Genomic DNA, 18,581 nt, shown 5'->3' with positions numbered 1-18,581 from the left:
ACGCAAGAAGCCATAGTGTCTCCGATTAATGTGCTAGCATTAGCCGGAAACGCTATGGCTTCTTACTTATGAAATGAAAAGCAAATAATACTTTCAGAATATCGGACCACCAAATTAATTGTATCGATTCTCCCAATCCTTTGCTATGAACAAATCAGTAATCACCCCGATACATGTTGATGGATTGTATCTGTCGACTGAAAAGGTTATTGCTGAGCCAACTGCTGATTTCACCAATCTGCCCTATAATAATAAAGGTGTCGATTTTAATTACGAAGTTCCGTATTTGAGCGAGAGCTTTATTTCCAAGCCGTTTCAAAATCAAAATTTACTGCTGCCGCCCGGTGTTCATTTGCATTGGGCGCTTCCGGCCGCTTTGGTGAATGGGATTTCAAATGAAAGAGCCCCTAAAATTTTCACCTCCCAAAATGCCGCCGGAGATAGTGGGGTAGTTTTTCCGGTAGTTCCCGACCGATGGTTGGTTATTCGGAAGATTAAAAAAAATATTAATCAGGCCTGGATAGTAGAAAGCAACTACCTCCATCGTGCTGGCAGCCCCGACGACAATCCCTACAACGGCATCAGCTACCCACTCACTAATAGTGGCAGCGAGCAGCCCTACCGGTACATGGGGCGGCACTATCCCGTGGATGGCGAAGGCAATGTGAAACCCGAAGACCTCAAGATTCCCAAAGGCGCCGGCTATTTTCAAAACCTGACTTCGATAGGCTACGGGAGCCCGGTTTTTTCTGCCTTCTACCCAAATTGTCACAGCGTTTTTGGGTTTTATGATGCCGACGTAACGGCAGATATGCTGTATACGCTCGAATATGATATTTGGGGCTGGTACAGCGACGCATCGAATGACCCTATCGGCTTATTACACGTTTTTCAGAAAGCGAATAAGGATTCCTCGGCCAGCGGATATGCTGAAATTATCCTGAATAAGCTTAACTGGAAAATTGCTGACCTGGATTTCGACTGCGACAGTCTCATCTGCTGCGGAACGATAAAATACCAGGATTTCGTCGTAAGAAAAGATGCCTTGAATCCCGAAGGGCTGGCCGTAACCGTAGGCAATACCGGCACGGAAGCGCTTTCCACTCTACTCGGCAATCGCATCAACCAGCAATTCGGACTCGATAATCATCGGACGATTATCGAAGACCAATTGGAAGCGTTGCAGCTCTTTGCCAAAATGGCGGGCCAGGAACTGGATACCGGTAAAAAAATGCTGCAAGCCATGCACGAGCAGGGTTTTGCCCAAGTTGACGGGGGCACGGCCTGGAGCGTAAGCATTGAAAATGCCTTGCCGGCCGATGCCAGCCCCAACGCTGGCGGTAGCCCAACAGTACAGCCCGACGGAGTAGCCTTCGACCTGCCATCTTTTATGGCAAGTAAAGTCCAGGCCTTAAATCGCCTGCAGCAAGGGCATGACCGGGCCAATGACGAGCTGGTCAGCTTTCAGCAGCAATTATTTGCTGATTGGTATAAATACATGGTTGCCTGCTATCACGATGATTTAAATACGCATACCGCCGATGCTGACCGAATCAAATTTTTGATAGAAAATGACCATTTTGAGCTAATTAATCGCAAAAAGCAAGAGCTGTCCGATTATGCTGCTGACTTATCAAAAGCAATTACAGAAGTCAATCAACGTATCGTTGATTTCGACGGAGGAGGGCAGGAGTTGGGGAATGCGCTGCTGTTTAGTGGTACTACTCCGGCTCCGTCTTTCACGCTCAGCCCGGAGCCCAGCTTAGGCGGGCAATACGTTGCGGTATTTCAAGGCCCGGATGGTGCAGCCGCAGAACCAGATTTTTTTGGCTATGCCCTTGAGCCGGCTACCAAGGTTGCGGCGCTGTCGGTTCTGGTTAATGTAAGCGCGAAGGCCCCAGCCGTTGGGAGCTACCTGTTGCGGATTGATGACGACCCGACTAGTATAGTGGGGCCCGCCACGCCCGGCGATTTGTGGACGGCTGTTTTTATAAATGGCGTAAAGCTGGACCCCTATAAGCCCCGGCAATGGGATGATATTCCCAAGGACCGGTGGGTGCATATCCACCTCGTGGCCCGCGCCCCCGTGGCTGCTCGGGAAATAACGTTGTTTCGTGGCCTGAAGGGCAAGCTGGCTAGTTTGCGAATGAGCGAAAAGCTGCTGAGCGAAGAGGACCTCTTCAACGACCGGAACGTGCTGAAGCTAAAAAAGGCTCAGCTCAAAAGCGACAAAGCGCCCCGGTTCTGGCTGCCCAACGACCCCGTGGTGCTGATTGCCGGCCGTGATGTGAAGGTTGGGAACCGGCATGTGGTAAGCCAGCGGCTCGATTGTGTTTGCTTTGATTTTAGCGGAATTATTGAAAGAAATCAATCATCGCATTATGACCTTAAAAGAATCCCTGCGGTAAATAAACTCGAAGGATTGACGCAAAGACCGGGAAATCCGGAGGGTAATTGGAACCCTACGTTTTTGCAGTGGGAAGTAATTGCGCAGGATAATATCAAATTCGACGGACCTTACTCAACTGAGTTTGCCGAGGATTTCATTACCTCTAATTACGGTATCAAAACCGGCGACTACGACCTTACCGTTGAGGGGGCCAACGTTTTGCAGGGAGAAAGAATTAAATCATACGCCGGCTCAACCATATTATCAGCCCATGCCCAAACAAAGCTGCAAAGTGTAATCAGCTCGTACTTGCTCAAGATGGATGCCGACGAGCTAACGGCCAACCTGGGCTTGCAAAAGGATGATTTGGAGCAGGTAATTTATGCTGGGCTGGTAAAAGATATTGCAAGGCTTAAAGGCACGGCAAAAAACCAGGCTACCGAAGCGGAAGCGAATAGTTTTCATAATGAAGTTTTTATCGCCTTTGATAATTTGTTGAGGGCCGTTACGCCACCGGAATCCATCAATACATTTCTGCGGCATATAGTAGCAGCTGCCATGGAATTAAGTGTCAGCAACTATTTGTCGCAGTCGCTGGGTGGTTTCAATGCGGCCTTGTTGCAGCTGCACGAAACCATGCAACTCCCCGTAGCCGACCCGGTTTCCTTCACGGAATCGCAGGCGGTGACTTCACTGGCCGCTAAGCTAATAGGAGGCGAAAATAAGCGGGCACCCTTGCCGCTTAATCAGTTTAACCCCATAAAAACGGGCACTGTCAGAATTAATCAGCTGGGCATTATCGACAATTTCGGCCAAGTGGCTAATATTCCGATACGAACCACTGATGTGCTGTTCTCGCATTCGTTTACGGTAGTTCCCAAGGGCAAGGAGGCATTTTTGCCCCCGCGCATAGTCCAGCCGGCGCGGTTGAATTTCAGATGGATTTCGGCTGCTAATATTGCTTCAAACCAATCAGAGGCCAGCCAGAATACCAATCCGGTGTGCGGCTGGCTGGTGCCCAATAATCTGGATGCCAGCTTAATGGTGTATGATGCCGATGGTTATATTCTCGGTCTTATTCAACAGAATAAAGCCGCCGGTGGCAGTGCGGTAACCGAGTGGGCGTCGGCCCCCGGCAACATCACCCTTACGGACGCGAACCAAATACCGAATAGTAATCTGCGGGAGATAGTTAGTAAGTTGATTGGGAAAAGCGACTTTGCGGACTTTGTTGAACTACTTGATAATACGCTCCAGCAAATAGACCCCGAGAATTTTGCCCAGCATTTAGACCTGGCCATGCTGGTGGGCCGGCCCATGGCCGTGGTAAAGGCGATAGTCAGCCTGGAGGTGAAGGGAATGCCGGCCATCAACCAGAGCTGGGACTATTTCAACGCAGATTTAGGCCGCAACAATCGGGAAACGAACAGCTGGGAAAAAGTTAAATTTCCCGTTCTTATCGGTGAGCCCGGTATTCTGAATGATGGCGTTTTAGGTTTTTGGGATGAAGACGAAAGTGCCAGTGTATTTCAGTCAGTGTATCCGGAAAATATCGATAAAGGCTATTTTTTAGCGCATCGGGATGGTGCCCATACTTTTTCGCTATCCATCACCGATAAGCCCAAAAATCTCACGCTGCTGATAGACCCCCGGGGCGAGGCCCATGCCACCACGGGGATTTTGCCGACCAAAAGCATATCTATTCCCGCCAGCCAGTTCAAGCCCGCCCTTGCCCGCATGAACGTGAGCTTCTTCACCCGGCCACTGCTGATGCCCAAAGACAGCATTGCGATTTCGCTGCCCGAAGAGGCGGGCTATTCCTGGTCGTGGCTGGCAATGGAAGCCGGCAAATGGACGCAGGTTTCCACTACCGGCACTGCCGATAAGGCGCTGTTCTTACAGGCATTTGCCGCCGATGGCGAAGCTATATGGCAGGATATGCTGACTGCCGGCTGGATAAAAGAAACTGCCGACCAGAAGGCGCTTATCAACCCCAAAACGCAATGGGCAGCTCCGTCGCCGTTGCTGCTGGCGCATTTGCAACGCATTCAACAGCTGCTGGATGCCGGGCATATCGTACCCATGAATGCACAAGGCCACTTCTCGGAAGAAATTCTTATTAGAGAAGGCTGGCTACACTTAAGCGTAACCAAATAAGTCGCCACCCCCCTTAATAACCGAATTTATGGGTTTCAGAACTAATTACCCGTTTGATTTTTGCCTGTTGAACAGCAAAGAGGAAGACCTGTTCTATCTGGAGGATAAGGTGGAAGGGGTAACCCTCAAAATTGCCAACCAGCTGGCGGCTCCAATGCTGCTTAATACGCTGGGCGCAAAGGCTGGCGCAAGCAATTATCATTTTGCGCTGAAATTCCGGCCGGAGGTGCTTAATGATAACAAGAAAGAGCAGGCTTTCGGAGAATGGAAAATAAGTGAGGCTTTAATTGATGCGCAGGGCTGTTCCACGATATACCTGCTGTATGCCGGTGCAGCTCCGCTTATTTGCGAAAGCAAGGGCAGTATTGAAATTAAGTTTCTGGTGGATATCAATGGCAGCAAGGGTTCCCGGACTACCAACGTGGAATTGTTGGGCAAGAATATTACGGCTGGCGATGTGCTGTTTGAGGATTCTGTTCGGCAAATTAACTGGACCCTGATAAACCACCGGGGAAAATCGGGTTTGCCACTGCAACTCAGCTTTAAAGATGCCGATACCATCCTGAATGATGGAGAATCACGCAATAGTCTGAGATTGAGAATCAGTAATACCAATAAGTCGGACGCTGATGGGGATAAGGCTATTGAGTTTACGGAAAACTCTAAAATAATTTTTTTCTTCGACCCCAATCTGAATTCAACTGCTGCTGCGCTGGCGAATGCCGACGCTATTCAGCGAATTATTGTCAAAGAAGACGCGCCTTTCGATACCCATTTTAATGGTGCTCCCCCATCCGGGCAGGAGCCGCTGCCTGTGTGGACTTTTACGATAGCTGATAGCGCGGGCTTGCTGCTTTTACCAATGATTAATGGCAGTGGTGCGGGCCTTCTTACCCGGCAGATTCCGGCTCAGACAAAAGTCTCTAACGTAAGCACCGGTGTGCTGACGAGCAAAGCGGATATTTGTGTGAATGGCCGGATGGTGACCGAAGGTGAACTGCTATTCATAATTGATGACCGCAGGGTTTATGTGCCCATAACCGGCAAGTTTATCAAGACTATTGATAAAGATAAATTTGCGGTTGGTAAGATAATCGAAGGAGGCTCGCAAATAGGATACATCAAGTCATCCCTGGGCGTAGTGAACGACAAGGCTGCCGTAACGTACATTGATTTTTCGTTTGATAATATCATTACCAATTACATCACCGGCAAAACCCGGCTGAGTGTGCGGCTGGAGAATATCCCCGGCTATTGGGACGAGACATTCGTGCTGCACATCGATAAGCAGCCGATGGTTTTTCAGAACCAAAACGTAGGCATTGGGACCAATAATCCATCTCAGAAATTAGAGATAGTCGTAAATAATAGCGGATTAAATTTCCCCTTGCTGCTACACAACCTGAATGGCACAGCGGGCAATGGAAATGCGGTAGGATTAGGCTTTGTCAACGAGGCAATGGGCCATTGGGTGAAGGCGGCCGTTGTGCACGAAAGATTGGGGAGCTATGGCACAGGCAGCCTGAAGTTTTTGATAAACAGCGAGGAGAATATCAACCCGGCAACCCTGGCGGATGCCCGCATGACGATTACCAGCGGCGGCAATGTTGGCATTGGGACAACGAACCCGGACCCAAGCAAGCGGTTGGAAGTGAACGGTGATTTGCAGGCCAGTAAATACTTTATTAAGGGTTCGAACTTAGTGTATGATAACCGGGGGGCCACCATTGACTGGGGTAGTCAAATCGATGGAAATCTCTATTTCAGGTCTTTGCAAAACCAGGGTAATTCCGATGGTGGTCACCGTGACCTGGTGGTTATCACCAGCGGAGGCCGGATGGGAATTAATAACATCGAACCGCAGCAGACCCTGGATGTAGTGGGTAGTATCGGCATTAGAAACACGGCGGCCTGGGACCACATGATGATACATCATGATGGAACCACGGGCTTCATCAGTGCCGGAGGCGCGGAAAATGGGCTGGCCCTGCGGGTGGGAAATACCAATTCCGGGAGCTACGGGCAGCAGTCTTATCCTGAAATCATGCGCCTGCTGCCTGATGGCAACGTTGGCATCGGCACCCCTGACCCACGCAAGAAGCTACAGGTAGAAGGCGACGTGCAAGCTGGTAACTATTACATAAAAAGCACTCATTTAGTGTATGATAGTTATGATGCTGTAATTGACTGGGGCAATCGGAGCACCGGAAATCTCTATTTCAGAACCCTGTCCAACCAAGGCGACCCCAATGGTTATAAGGATTTGGCTATCATCACCAGCGATGCGAACCTTCTCGTCAACGGCAAAATAGGAATAGGGAAACATGACCCGGAATTCCCAATCGATATCAATAGTTGGAACAATATTTCCATGCAAAAGGGATTTTGGTTCCTGATGGATGGGGCTTGCCGGGCCTCCGTTGGTACTCATACAAATTCGGTTTCTATCAGGGCATCAACTGGGATTTATTGTGCAGCGTACTACTGCTTTAGTGATGAGCGAATTAAAGAGGAAATAACAACGGCAGACGGTCGGGATGCGCTGGGGTTGCTGAATAAGCTTGTTGTTAAAAATTATTATTATAAAGATTATGTATCTCAAGGTCCCGGAATAAAAAAAGGATTTATTGCGCAGGAAGTCGAGCAAATCATTCCTGAAGCAGTATCTATCACCAAAGATTTTACGCCCGGTATTTATTCCTTAGCAGAAAATGCAACACTGGCAGATGGCCTGTTGACCATATCGCTGAAAAAAGCGCATGAGCTCAGCACCGGCGACCGGGTGAGGATTATCACGGAGGCAAGTGGTGTTCAGGACGTGCAAGTAAATGTCCTGGATGAATTGACCTTCACGGTTCAGGACTGGACATTTTCCGCAGAGCACCTATTCATTTACGGGGAAGAGGTAGACGACTTCCGCACGCTCGATTACGACTACGTTTTCTGCACCGGTATCAGCGCTATTCAGGAGTTGAGCAAGCAGGTTGATGCGCTCACCCAGCAACTCCAGCACCAGGAAGCCCGATTGCAGCGACTGGAGGCTTTGTTGAATAAGTCGGAAGAATAAAAAAAGTAGGTTCAGCGTCGCCTGCAGCTACTGGCAGGCAGTGATGATAAAACCGATAATACAAGGGAAAATAGCAAGGCGAAAAATACTCGTTTGGCTTTTCTGCCGGCTAATCAGGTTCGTTTTTTTGTGGGTGCAAAGAGGACGGCTTTCGCCAGCGCCTTGCCCTACAGTATGCTTCTTACAAGCAATAGCATATGTCTTATCACTTCCTTTCATTCGGGGCACCGCGCGAATTCAACCTGGTTATTTCCTCCCAGGGTGGGTTCGAAGTAACCACCGAGGTGTCGTTGCAGCAGGTTGGAACCGGGGCGACGGTCTTTGAAATGGATACGGTGGCTTTCGAGTTTGGGAAGCATACGGTGGGGCTCAGGGGTAGCATGACCATTGCGGGCGTTCCGGCCGCGCTATCCCTGTCGAAAAATAGCCCGACTGATGCGGGATGGCTGATAGAAGGCGCTACCCAAGCCGGACAGCCCGTGAGGGTGGGGGACCTGATTGCTGATTTGAGCGAAAAGTTTGGGGTAAAAGTGCCGGCCCCTTTCAAGATGTTTGAGCTATCCGGTATTGATTTCAGGTATGAAACCGACACCGAGAACTTTCATTTTTCGTGTCAGGGTGGTTTCAACATCGCCGGTACGGCCGTGGATGCGGTGGTAACGATTGATATCGTTGCCAAAAAAGCGGCCTTGGGCAAGATTGATTATCAATATACTTTCGGTGGTACCATCCGAATTGGGAGCTTGCAATTTGATTTGCGTTTTGACGGCAACCCCCAGGCCAATACGTTTATTGCGACCTATTCCCGGCCGGATGGTTCCGCGACCAGCATAAGGCTCAATAGCCTGCTGAACACCATATCGGCGGAGATGGCCCGGGAGGTGCCCGATGGTATTGAGATTGACTTGAAGGATGTCAGGTTTGTGTACCACCAGGACAAGAGTGCGGGCAGCAAGCAGTTTGCTTTGGCCATTGACCTGGGCACGGCCATCGACCTGGCCAACCTGCCGATGGTGGGCCAGCAGCTGCCAAAAGATTTATCGCTGGGCCTCGACGACCTGCAAATCCTCTACAGCTCCGGCCAGTTTAGCGAAGACCAAATGGTCGGTATCAACAAGCTGATTCCGTCGCATATCGCCGGTTTTGCCGCCGCGGGCATTGCGAAAGGCCTGGCCCTTTCCGGCCGCTTCAACATTGCCGGCACCAGCCAAACGCTGATGGTTGGCAGCGGTGCGACGACTGCCGTTGCGCCCAAGCCGAAGCAAAAGGCGCGGTCCAGCAAGTCGAAAGCTGCCGCTGCCACTGTAAGTGAGCCTGCCGTTCCGGCAGCGGCCGAAACCTCGGTGAAGTGGTTCAATATCGAAAAAACAATTGGCCCCGCCACCTTCAAACGTGTTGGCGTAGATTTTAAAAACAGCGAGCTGTGGCTTTACCTCGATGCCGGCATATCCGTGGGCGGGCTGTCCATTGCGCTTGATGAATTATCGGTTGGCTCTTCCATCAAACGCTTTCGGCCGTCGTTCAATTTATCCGGTTTAAGTATTGATTTCAGAAAAAACGGTTTAGAAATAGGGGCTGCTTTTCTGAGGCAGCAAATGGTGATTAATGGCAAAAGCACGGAGGTGTATAATGGAGCCGCTACCATAAAAACCGCCGGATTTGCTCTTTCCGCCATGGGGTCTTATTGTTATTACGACGGGCACCCTTCGCTATTTATTTATGCCTATCTCGAAAAAGCGCTTGGGGGCCCCAGCTTTTTCTTTGTAGAAGGATTGGCCGCTGGGTTTGGGTATAACAGGGCGTTGATAATGCCCGATATCAGCCAGGTGGCTAATTTCCCATTGGTGGCGCAGGTGATGGGCGGCAGCTCGGTGCCGGCGGATGCGAATCCGGCAATGGCGCTCCAGGCCCAGCTGAAGGCTTTATCGGCTTATGTGCCGCCATCGGTAGGCGATATATTCCTGGCGGTTGGGGTAAAGTTCAGCTCATTCAAGCTGATAAATTCCTTCGCGCTGCTCGTAGTTTCCTTTGGCAACCGGATGGAAATTGATTTGCTGGGGCAATCCAACATCGTAGTGCCGCTGCAGGAATTAGGAAAAGCATTTACGCCGCTGGCTGAGGTTAAAATAATGCTGATGGCCAAATACCTGCCCGACGAAGGCTTTCTGGCGGTATTGGCGCAATTGAGCAGCGACTCTTATATCTTTTCCAGGGATTGCCACCTGACCGGGGGAGCGGCGTTTTACAGTTGGTTCAAAGGAGAACACGAGGGTGATTTTGTGGCCACGGTGGGCGGGTACCACCCGGCCTTTAAAGTGCCGGCCCATTATCCGAGCGTGCCGCGCCTGGCGCTGAACTGGCAGGTAAGTGATAAGCTGAGCGTGAAAGGCGATATGTATTTCGCGTTGTGCGCCCATGCCTTCATGGCGGGCGGCCACCTGGAGGCCGTGTATGAGGATGGCGATTTTAAGGCGTGGTTCAAGGCCGGGGCCGACTTTTTGGTTACCTGGCAGCCCTATCATTACGAGGCCAGCATTTATGTGAGTATGGGGGCCTCCTATACCATACATTTTTTCGGCAGCCATACCATCTCAGTCGATTTGGGGGCCGACCTGGCAATATGGGGGCCGGAGTTTTCGGGCCGGGCGACGGTGCACATCTACGTGTGCGACATTACGATACATTTTGGTGCGGATGACTCGGCTGATTTGAAGCCAATTACCTGGGCTGATTTCAAAGCGAAATGCCTGCCTGAGGCTGGTAAAGTGCTGGGGGCGGCAGTGGCCGGTGGGCAGCACGGTAAAGATGAGTTCCAGAATCCTATTGTGAATCCCAAAGAGTTGGAATTACTCGTTAATTCGGCTATCCCAGTCAAAAATATATCGATTAATGACGAGGAGATTTATAATATCAGCAGCAGCTCCGCTGTTCGATTTGGGGTTTCGCCAATGGCGAAAAATAATGATGATATTAAAAGCGAACTAGCAGTAGTTATTTCTCATAATCCGGATAAGCCATCGGATTATGCGCTAATGGATTCGAAAAGTCTGCGTAATCTTATTATCACCCCGCAGCAAAAAGCAGTGCCCGCTGCCATTTGGGGAACCAGTTTTCAGCCCGATTTAAATGCCGAAAACCGAACCGTAGAAGTGTTCAACGGCATTAATGTGTCTACTACCGAGCCGGTTGTATTGCCGGAAGGTGGCGTTGAATTTCCGCAGTTAGCCGAAATTGTTTTCCGGGATGCACCTATTAATCTGACCTGCCGGAAAACCAGTGCCCCACTGCCTTTTTCCGAGTACAATTCCACCTTCAAAGCATTGGGTAAGCAGCTTGGCATTGCCGAGTAGCCAATCCGGGCAGTCCGAAAAATAGCATCATGGCTACTACCGACGATAAAATACTGATTTACGACAGCCACCGGCCGGCCCTTACGGCGGGCTATTATAAGGTGGAGAGCACGCAACGCTTTGGCGTTGATAAGGATTCTTTGGCGTTGCCTCCTGCTACTTTATATTTTTCGGTGCAGGGCGAGCAGTATACGTTGAATCCCAGTCAGATTGATTCGGTATTTCCGCCAATGTCGGCATTAGGCGATTTTTCAACTATTCTGCCGAATATTATCCTGGAAAGAAGCACTTTCCCTTGGGAAAGAAAGACCAATGAAAAAGATGATTCGGTAAAACCGTGGCTGGCCTTGATGCTGCTTACGGAAGACGAGGTGGCCGATGCCAGCAAAGTCAGAAAAATAAATGCCGTAAAAGCTATTTGGGAAACGACGCCATTTGCCCCCGTTGAAAGCACGAATGAAACGGATATTTCGGTGCGGGGCCTGCTGATTGAAGCGGCATTTCTGACCAGTATTCTGCCCACTTATCAGGAGTTGGGCTATCTGGCCCATGTGCGGGGGCAGGAAAAAGATGAAAAAGCGTCGGTGGTGGGCAGCCGGATGCCGGTAAAGGATAAAAAGAACATTGTCCATCTGATATCCCTTGAGGATATGTATTCCAAAAAGGGCGATTTTATCGGCAAGCCCAAAGATGGATTTTATGGTTTTGCTTCGCTGTATAGCTGGGAGTTTTTTTGTAACGACCATTTTATCGTTACGCCCGAGGTGCTGGCTATTTACGTGTCGGCTGGTGGGGTCAGCACGGCGCTAGCGTCGGCATTGGCTAAAATTGCGGGCCTTGAGTTTTTTAATAAATCAGATTTCTTAAAAGTAATTGGTATTGCGGTCAGCGATGAGGAGACGGCGAGCTTATTTAAGACGTTTGAAATAGCGCATCTTACATCGCTGCTGAAACATTTGAACCGTAGCCCGGCAAATCTGCGCCTGCCCGATACGGATGATTTGTCGCTGGACGGATATTTAAAACTCCCGTATGTATTGAAGACGGGCGACCGAATTAATGCCGTGTACCGGGGGCCGTTGGTGCCAAATCCGGTGGCTGGCACGGGGCAGCCGGCCGCGCCGGTTCCGGTGATGGGCGGAGATGAGCTATTTCGGTTTCTGGCCTATGGAGGGGAGAAGTATGTTGATGTTTCGTACGCTTCGGCCTGGGAGCTGGGGCGCATACTGGCCCTGAGTGATAAAAACTTCTCCACTGCTTTGTTTCGGTGGAAGCGGGAATGCTATCAATTCAAAAAAGTGTCGGCCAGCAGCCGGCTCAATGGCCACCTCATTCTAAAATCAGTGGCAAGTCAGTACCCTGATATGCCGGCATTTGTCGGGCAGTGGCTTACTGATTTGACGCTGTTGAAAGGGGTGCCATTTAATTACCTGGTGCCCACGGAAGCATTCCTGCCGTTTGAGTCTTTGCGGTTCTTCAGTGTTGATGATAAATGGGTTAGATGCCTGGTAGATGGCGCTTTTAGCATCGGGCGACTGTCTTCGGCCGATGCGGCGACGGATGCGGAACTGTATGGCACCGGGGTGATTATTTCGGATGAGAATATTCCAAAATCTGGCTTTTTGCTGCGCTCCCGGGCGGTTGATGGCTGGCCGGACCTGGTTATCCAAGCCGAAGGGCAAGTGCGGCGGCGGGATGAGCTGGCGGAGGACCTGTTGTTTTGTTTGTACGATAAGCAAATTACTTCGCTGGCCATTAACCAAAAGCCGGAATCGGTGCATTTTGGATTTATAGATAAGGACGGTGATGCTTCTCAATTGCAGGTAGAATATACCGACACAAAAGGCAAGAATAAATTGGCCGACGTAAACTATAGTTCTTTGAATAAGGTGGATATAGGAAAAATATACGCGGGCGTAGCAGCCAAAAATGTGGCGGAATTTACAAGGGCGCTAATTCAGAAAATAGAGGAAGTAGTTTTTGAGATTAGTTGACAACAGTAGACCGGCTGTTACGGCATCTTTTGCAGGCCTTCCCAGCGCACTTTCCAGGTTTTGGGAATGCCGGGGGTGGCCTCCTTGCAGCCGTCGTAGCCGGCGCACATGAGGGCCACGGCGGCGAGCAGGCCGCCGTTGCCGGGCAGGTAGAGGGGGAGGCGGCCTTCCTGGTAGTTGTGGCCGTTGGGGAGGTAGGTGTTGGTTTGGACCTGCATCAGGAGGGCATCCATTGCCTTTTCGGGCAGGCCGAGGCGAGTGGCCGTCATGGATGTCATAGGGAAATCCCAGCCCCAGGTTTTGTCCCAGCTCCAGTCTTTCCAGATGAGGTCGAAGGTGCGGCGCATGGTGGCGGCGTCCTGTTGGCCGGTGGCGGGCATCATGCCCAGCGCGGCCAGCACGGATGGGTGGTCGGTTTTGTATTCGGGGTTAGTGTAGGAATCGGGGGCGCTTTCGGCGGCGAGGTACACGCCGTTGGCTTCGGGTAGTTTGGCGAGCTTGGCCAGCACGTCGTCCCACTGCGGGTTGCGGGGCTGGCCCTGGCGCTCACGCCATTTCTGGGCAATATCAAGCGCCCAATGCCAGTACACGAGCTCAAAAGTAGGGTTGAAGGTGTCTTCGGCCTTGAACCGCTCCTGGGCCGGAATTACGCCTTTGCCGAGGATGTAGCGGCCCTTGTCTTTCTCAAAAAACGGGTAGGAGGCGATGAATTCAGCCGTTTGCTGTACCCGTTCCTGGTATAGTTTCAGGGTGGCGGCGTTGGGGTGGGCGCGGTAGGCTTCTTCGGCGAAATAAATGGTGTGGGGCTGCTGCCAGAGCAGAAATGCGCCCACGGACGACGGGCCTTCGGCCCCCCACGGGTCGGTCATTTTCTGCCAGCGCCAGCCGGCGTAGCCCTGCCGCTGGGCAATGGCGCGGGCCTCGGCCTGCACATCGGGGCGGGCGTACCAGGTGAGGCTTTTTTCGAGGATTTCGGGGCGGCCCCAGAGGGCGAAATGGGCGGCGTGCCACCAGTGCATTTCGAGGTGCGGGCGGCCGTACCAGCTGTTGAGCAGCAATCCCGTCTCCTGCGGCGGCTGCGAGCCGGCGTTGTGGATGCGGGTGAGGTACTGCGAGAGCACGATGCGGCGCTCCAGCTCGGCGGCGCGCGGGTCGGTGGTGCCGCTGAAATCGACGGCCCCGCCGCTGCGCCAGAAGGCCTGCCACTGCTGGCGGCTATCGGCGCGGGTGGCGACGAAAGTGGGGGCGGCAGATGCTTGCTGGCGGGGTGAAAATCGGCAGCTCAGTTCCAGCACGCCGCTTTGGGTGCCGGGCGTGAGGATGAATTCGTGCGGCCGGCCGGGGGCCAGCGTGGCAGTCTGGACCCAGCTCAGAGCCGCAAAATACTTGGTGGTATCGAGCTGGTGGGTTAGTAAGGCGCGGCCCGCCGCTTGCATGGTGATGGCCGATTTATGGTCGGCTTCGTGCGAATAATCGGTGCCCATATCGGCCCAGCCGGCGGTGGGGAAAGGGAAGCGCAAAGCCACTTTCAGGCGCCCGGCTTTTAGGAGCTCCGAAGTGACTTTGGCGGCCACAGCATCCTGCGCTTGGTGGCCGACGGTGACCACGTCCACCGCCGCGCCTTCCACCGTGAAATGGCTCTGGATTTCGCCCGTCCACGGGTTCAACTCCTGGTGGATGTTTTTGAGGTCCTGTATTTTGGCCAGCTGGCCGTTTTTCTTAAGGATGATAAAGCCCAGATTGCCCAGCTGCAGGCGGTGCGGATTGGCGCGGAGGTAGTCAACGGCATCTTTGTTGCCGGGCGTTTTCACCTGCACCGAGTAGCTCACGGGGCGGCCGTTGAACTGGTATTCGCGCAGGCTTTGGGCGAATTTGTAGCCTTCTTTATTCGGGAAGCGGTGCCAGCCCCATTCCGATTCGGTGCCGAGTGGAATGCCCTTCTCGTAGTGCAGGGGGAATGTTTGCAGGCCCGTGATGTCGGCGGTGAAGGCGAATCTGCCATTGCCCACGGATAGGGAATTGAGCGAGTCGGTATTCGTGATTACCACTTTGTGGCGCTCCACGAGGGCCTGCCGGTTGATGGGCTGGGCGGCAAGCGAGAAGATGCTGGTTGCTAATGAGATAGTTAGTAAAAATTTGGAAGTCAGTTTCATAAGGGTTAGGAGAAGCATTAGTTACGGTCAAGTGTCACGCTCATCAGCCCAATTACCACGTCGTTGGCCAGGGCTTTCAGGGAGAGGGATTTTAATTTTTTGCTGGGGTCGAGGAGCAGTTCCAGCACGGTGGCCGCGCCGCCGTCGATGGCGCGGGTGCTAAAGCCTTTGATGCTGTTGTACTGGCTGAAATCGCGGGTGATGAGGCCGGTTTTGAGGTGGACGCGGTAAGGTTTCGGCGCGCCGGTTTGGAAGGCGAAGCCGTCGTCGAGGTAGTCCTGCTCGATGGGCCACCAGGAGTCGGGGTTGCGCAGGGGCAGGGTGGCGGTGGTGTTGTCGGCGTAGGTGATGGTGATTTCGCCGTTGAGGAACTGGCTTTGCATGGCGTTGGTGGAGCCGGCCATGAGCAGCACGGCGCGGCGGGCGCGGCCCCGTAGCGGCAGCGTGGCTTGGTGGGGGTAGTTGTCCCACTGCGATACGAAGAGGATATTCTTCGCACCGGCCACGCCAGGTGTGCGTAGCGGCACGCCTTCAGGCAGTTGGATTTCGTTTTTCGAACCAGCTAAGTGGCGCAGGCCGCTGTCGTCGATATTGGCCTGGGTGAGAGGGTAACACCAGTTTCCGATGCCTTGGGTGGGCAACTCCAGGGTGGCCACGGCGGGGCGGGGAATAAGGTATTTGTTCCGGAAAATCTGCGTTACCCGGTCATTGAAAGCGGCGGATAAATCAAGCGCTTCCCACTTGGCAGTATTAGTAGAATTAGCTGTAGGAGCGGAAGTGTCCGGGCGTTGCACGGAAATTTTCAGCGGTTCCCACCACGTCAAATCACCCTGCTGAAGCTGTGCGAAAGCGGTGCGGCTGCCGGGCATACCGGCCACCTGCGCCGCGAGTGCCGAGCCGTTCAGGCGGGGCTGCCGCAGCACCTGCTGCGGGTCGGAAACCTGAATAATCCGGGCATGGGCAAACGTGACGTTAAAAGCCGCACCGAAAGCAGCTGATTCCTGCGACGCGGCGGCATCGGGCATTTCGCCCTGCCACTCGATTTCCACCACGTAGCGTGCTGCCGGGGCGCTGCTGATTTCGATAGTCGGCTGGCCCACGGCGGCGGCTACGTTGTGCCAGGCGGCCGGCTGGCCGTTCACTGTCAGCGAAGCCACGCGGCTGGCCAGGGCGGGCACGCGCAGCTGGAGCGCCAGCTGTTTCGGGAGGTGCGGGGCGATGGTATAGGTTTCGCGGCGGCCCTGGCGGCGGAAGTGGAAAGTGACATCGGGCACTTGCAGCGCGGCCGAATCCCAGGCGGCGGGCAGGCCGGGGCTGATGCGTAGGGTATCGTGCAGGGCATCGGGGCGGATGCCGAACAGGCCCTCGACCAACGAGCGGCTTGCCATGCCGATGGGGTCGGCGAAATCGCGGTAAAGTTCGCCCCGGTAGGTGTCATAGAAAGAAATCTGCTGGAAATTACCGGGGCTGCTGCCCAGGTACTGGCTTTCGAGCAGGGCACTTTTCCAGAGCAGGAAGGCTTCTTCGCGGCGGCCGGCCTGCCAGTTGGCGAGGCTGGTGTGCAGGTTTTCGGCCAGCACCACGTTGTTCAGCGACCAGTCGTAGGGCTGCCAATTCGTAGTTGAAAGCAGGTAGTAGCCGGCATCGGGCAGGCCGGCGGCGCGCACCGGGATGTGCGGCATCTCAGCATCAATGTAGCGGAGTGCCTGGTAGGCCTGGAAGGCATCGGGTACTTCCGAATCGAGGGCGTGGTAGATGGTCCAGAGGCCGGCGGCGGGGTGCAGGCTTCGGAGGCCGAGGGCATCTTGGTATTCGGCGTACCGGCCCTGGGCGGGCAGCCACAGCCGGCTTTGCAGCGCCTGGTGGATGTGCTGCGCTTCCTGGCGGTAGGGGGCGGGGTTTTCGCCCAGTAGGCGGGCCAGCTCGGCGGCTTTTTGGTTGGCGAAGTAATTGTAGGCCGAACTGTGGGTGACGGCCCCGCCGCTGTATTGCAGCGCATCGGAGGCCCAGATGGCGGCGTAGGCATCGTAGAGGCCGTCGTTGTCGGGGTCGAAGTTGCGCTTTTCCCAGGCCAGGTGGCGCTGGAGCACGGGCCACATCTCGCGGGCAAATTTCAGGTCACCGGTCCAGTTGAAATGGCGCAGCAGCTCGTCGATGAACACGAGGTTCATGTCGTAGTGGTGGGCGCGGAAATCACCGCCGGGGTTGCGCGATATGTAGCCTTCGGTAAACACGGCGGTGCCCAGCTTCTCAAGCTGCCGGGCCAGGTGCAGGGCGGTATCGGGCGTGACCGGGCCGTTGGGCGGGCTGGTGAGCTGCGACTTGGCATAGGCCCGGAAGTGGGTAGCGGCGCGGTCGTGCCAGCCGAGCGGGTCGGCCACGTAGGGACCGCGCCAGCCATCGAGGCGGATGCGCCAGGCTATGGCTCCGTGCAGGTAGGAGGGGGCTTCCCAAATGGCATCGGCGGCCACGGACAGCGCCCCGCCCAGCGTGTTGATGTAGGGGTCGGGCGTGCTGACTTTGACACGGCCGGCCAGCGCGGCGCGGGCGGCTTCGGCCTGGGCAAACGCGGTCGGTAAAGCGGCGTAGGTGGGTATTGGAGCCGTTTCTGACTTTTGCACGGCAAAGTAAAACTCCTTCTCACTTATGACCGGTACCGTGCCCGCCAGCACCGGCGTGGCCGATGCGGAGGATGCCAGAAGCTGCTGCGGCGTCTCCTGCTGCGTGGCGTCGGCTACATGCGTTTTGGATGTGGGCGGCACCACGCCCATCAGTATTTTTGGCTCAGCAGCGGTTGGCTTTGCCGCTTTGTCAGTGCCTGCTACCAGCTTCGTAGCCGTGCCGTAGTTTAGCGTAAAACTGTTCTTTTTCAGGTCAAACGCATTGCCCTGGCAATACTCCGGCTTCAGGTAAAAACTTGATTCTGGGTCGGCTCCAATGTCGCCGTCGCGGCTGAATTTCTTGCCCGTGGCTCCGCCGAAAGCCCAGAGCAATTGCACGGAATTGGCCGGCACGTTTTCGAAGCGGGCTTTTATGATGAGGCCTTCGGCCTCGGCACGGGCCAGCACTTCGAGGTGGAGCTTGCCGGGTCCCAAAAGCGGGTCGGTGATGTCGTAGAGCATCAGGCCCGGGCGGTAGCGGGCGGTGATGTTTTCGGCTTTGATAAGCCATTTGCTTTGGCCGTTGGCCAGCAGTCCGAATTTCAGATTGCCGCCCATGCCGGGCAGGTAGAGGGCAAATTCGGGCAGGTCGCCGGCCTCGACGCGAAAGGCCGTGTTGGTACCGTAGAGGGCGCGGGTGAAGCGGTGCGTGCCGTTGGTGATGACGAAATCGGTGCCTTCCGGGTGATAGCGCAACGTGCGCGGCTGATTGTGCCAGAGCGGCGGCGGCGGCGGCGCAGTTTGCGCCCGGGCCAGCGGGCCGGCCAGCAGCAGGATTGCGCAGAACAGGAAAGCGTTTTTGAGCATAGCG

General features: G+C 54.0%; 6 protein-coding genes. 4 read left to right on the top strand and 2 right to left on the bottom strand.

Annotation, left to right across the window (positions count from 1 at the left end; translation table 11 throughout):
• Positions 1 to 145 precede the first annotated feature (145 nt).
• The 4 genes from ACYU70_RS06460 to ACYU70_RS06445 all read left to right on the top strand — a co-directional run bounded on the left by ACYU70_RS06460 (position 146) and on the right by ACYU70_RS06445 (position 12,957).
• Positions 146 to 4,546 (top strand): hypothetical protein, encoded by a 4,401-nt coding sequence (locus ACYU70_RS06460; RefSeq protein WP_460615930.1) that lies wholly within the window; start codon positions 146 to 148, stop codon positions 4,544 to 4,546.
• Between the two features lie 28 nt (positions 4,547 to 4,574).
• Entirely contained in the window at positions 4,575 to 7,613 is a 3,039-nt protein-coding gene (locus ACYU70_RS06455) for a tail fiber domain-containing protein (RefSeq protein ID WP_342298375.1), read from the top strand.
• Between the two features lie 197 nt (positions 7,614 to 7,810).
• The gene (locus ACYU70_RS06450) at positions 7,811 to 10,963 is read left to right on the top strand and encodes a DUF6603 domain-containing protein (protein WP_342298373.1); all 3,153 of its coding nucleotides are present in this window, start codon (positions 7,811 to 7,813) and stop codon (positions 10,961 to 10,963) included.
• A 29-nt stretch (positions 10,964 to 10,992) separates the two neighbouring features.
• Positions 10,993 to 12,957, top strand: coding sequence for a hypothetical protein (locus tag ACYU70_RS06445; protein WP_342298372.1), 1,965 nt, complete (start codon positions 10,993 to 10,995; stop codon positions 12,955 to 12,957).
• Positions 12,958 to 12,974: 17 nt separating this feature from the next.
• Here the strand turns inward: ACYU70_RS06445 and ACYU70_RS06440 are convergent, their stop codons facing one another.
• Together ACYU70_RS06440 and ACYU70_RS06435 are read right to left on the bottom strand one after the other, a co-directional pair.
• Positions 12,975 to 15,110, bottom strand: coding sequence for a hypothetical protein (locus tag ACYU70_RS06440; protein ID WP_342298371.1), 2,136 nt, complete (start codon positions 15,108 to 15,110; stop codon positions 12,975 to 12,977).
• Positions 15,111 to 15,127: 17 nt separating this feature from the next.
• Complete coding sequence (locus ACYU70_RS06435; RefSeq protein ID WP_342298369.1) at positions 15,128 to 18,577, bottom strand: DUF4450 domain-containing protein; 3,450 nt, start codon at positions 18,575 to 18,577, stop codon at positions 15,128 to 15,130.
• Between the last annotated feature and the right edge of the window lie 4 nt (positions 18,578 to 18,581).

It is taken from the genome of Hymenobacter segetis (genome assembly GCF_054776495.1).
The sequence above is the reverse complement of the archived record's forward strand: the minus strand, read 5'-3'. Positions and strand labels throughout refer to the sequence as shown.

What these genes read in the sequence shown, in the direction of transcription:
- ACYU70_RS06460 (WP_460615930.1), top strand. Translation starts at nt 146, where the DNA reads ATGAACAAATCAGTAATCACCCCGATACATGTTGATGGATTGTATCTG.
- ACYU70_RS06455 (WP_342298375.1), top strand. Translation starts at nt 4,575, where the DNA reads ATGGGTTTCAGAACTAATTACCCGTTTGATTTTTGCCTGTTGAACAGC.
- ACYU70_RS06450 (WP_342298373.1), top strand. Translation starts at nt 7,811, where the DNA reads ATGTCTTATCACTTCCTTTCATTCGGGGCACCGCGCGAATTCAACCTG.
- ACYU70_RS06445 (WP_342298372.1), top strand. Translation starts at nt 10,993, where the DNA reads ATGGCTACTACCGACGATAAAATACTGATTTACGACAGCCACCGGCCG.
- ACYU70_RS06440 (WP_342298371.1), bottom strand. Translation starts at nt 15,110, where the DNA reads ATGAAACTGACTTCCAAATTTTTACTAACTATCTCATTAGCAACCAGC.
- ACYU70_RS06435 (WP_342298369.1), bottom strand. Translation starts at nt 18,577, where the DNA reads ATGCTCAAAAACGCTTTCCTGTTCTGCGCAATCCTGCTGCTGGCCGGC.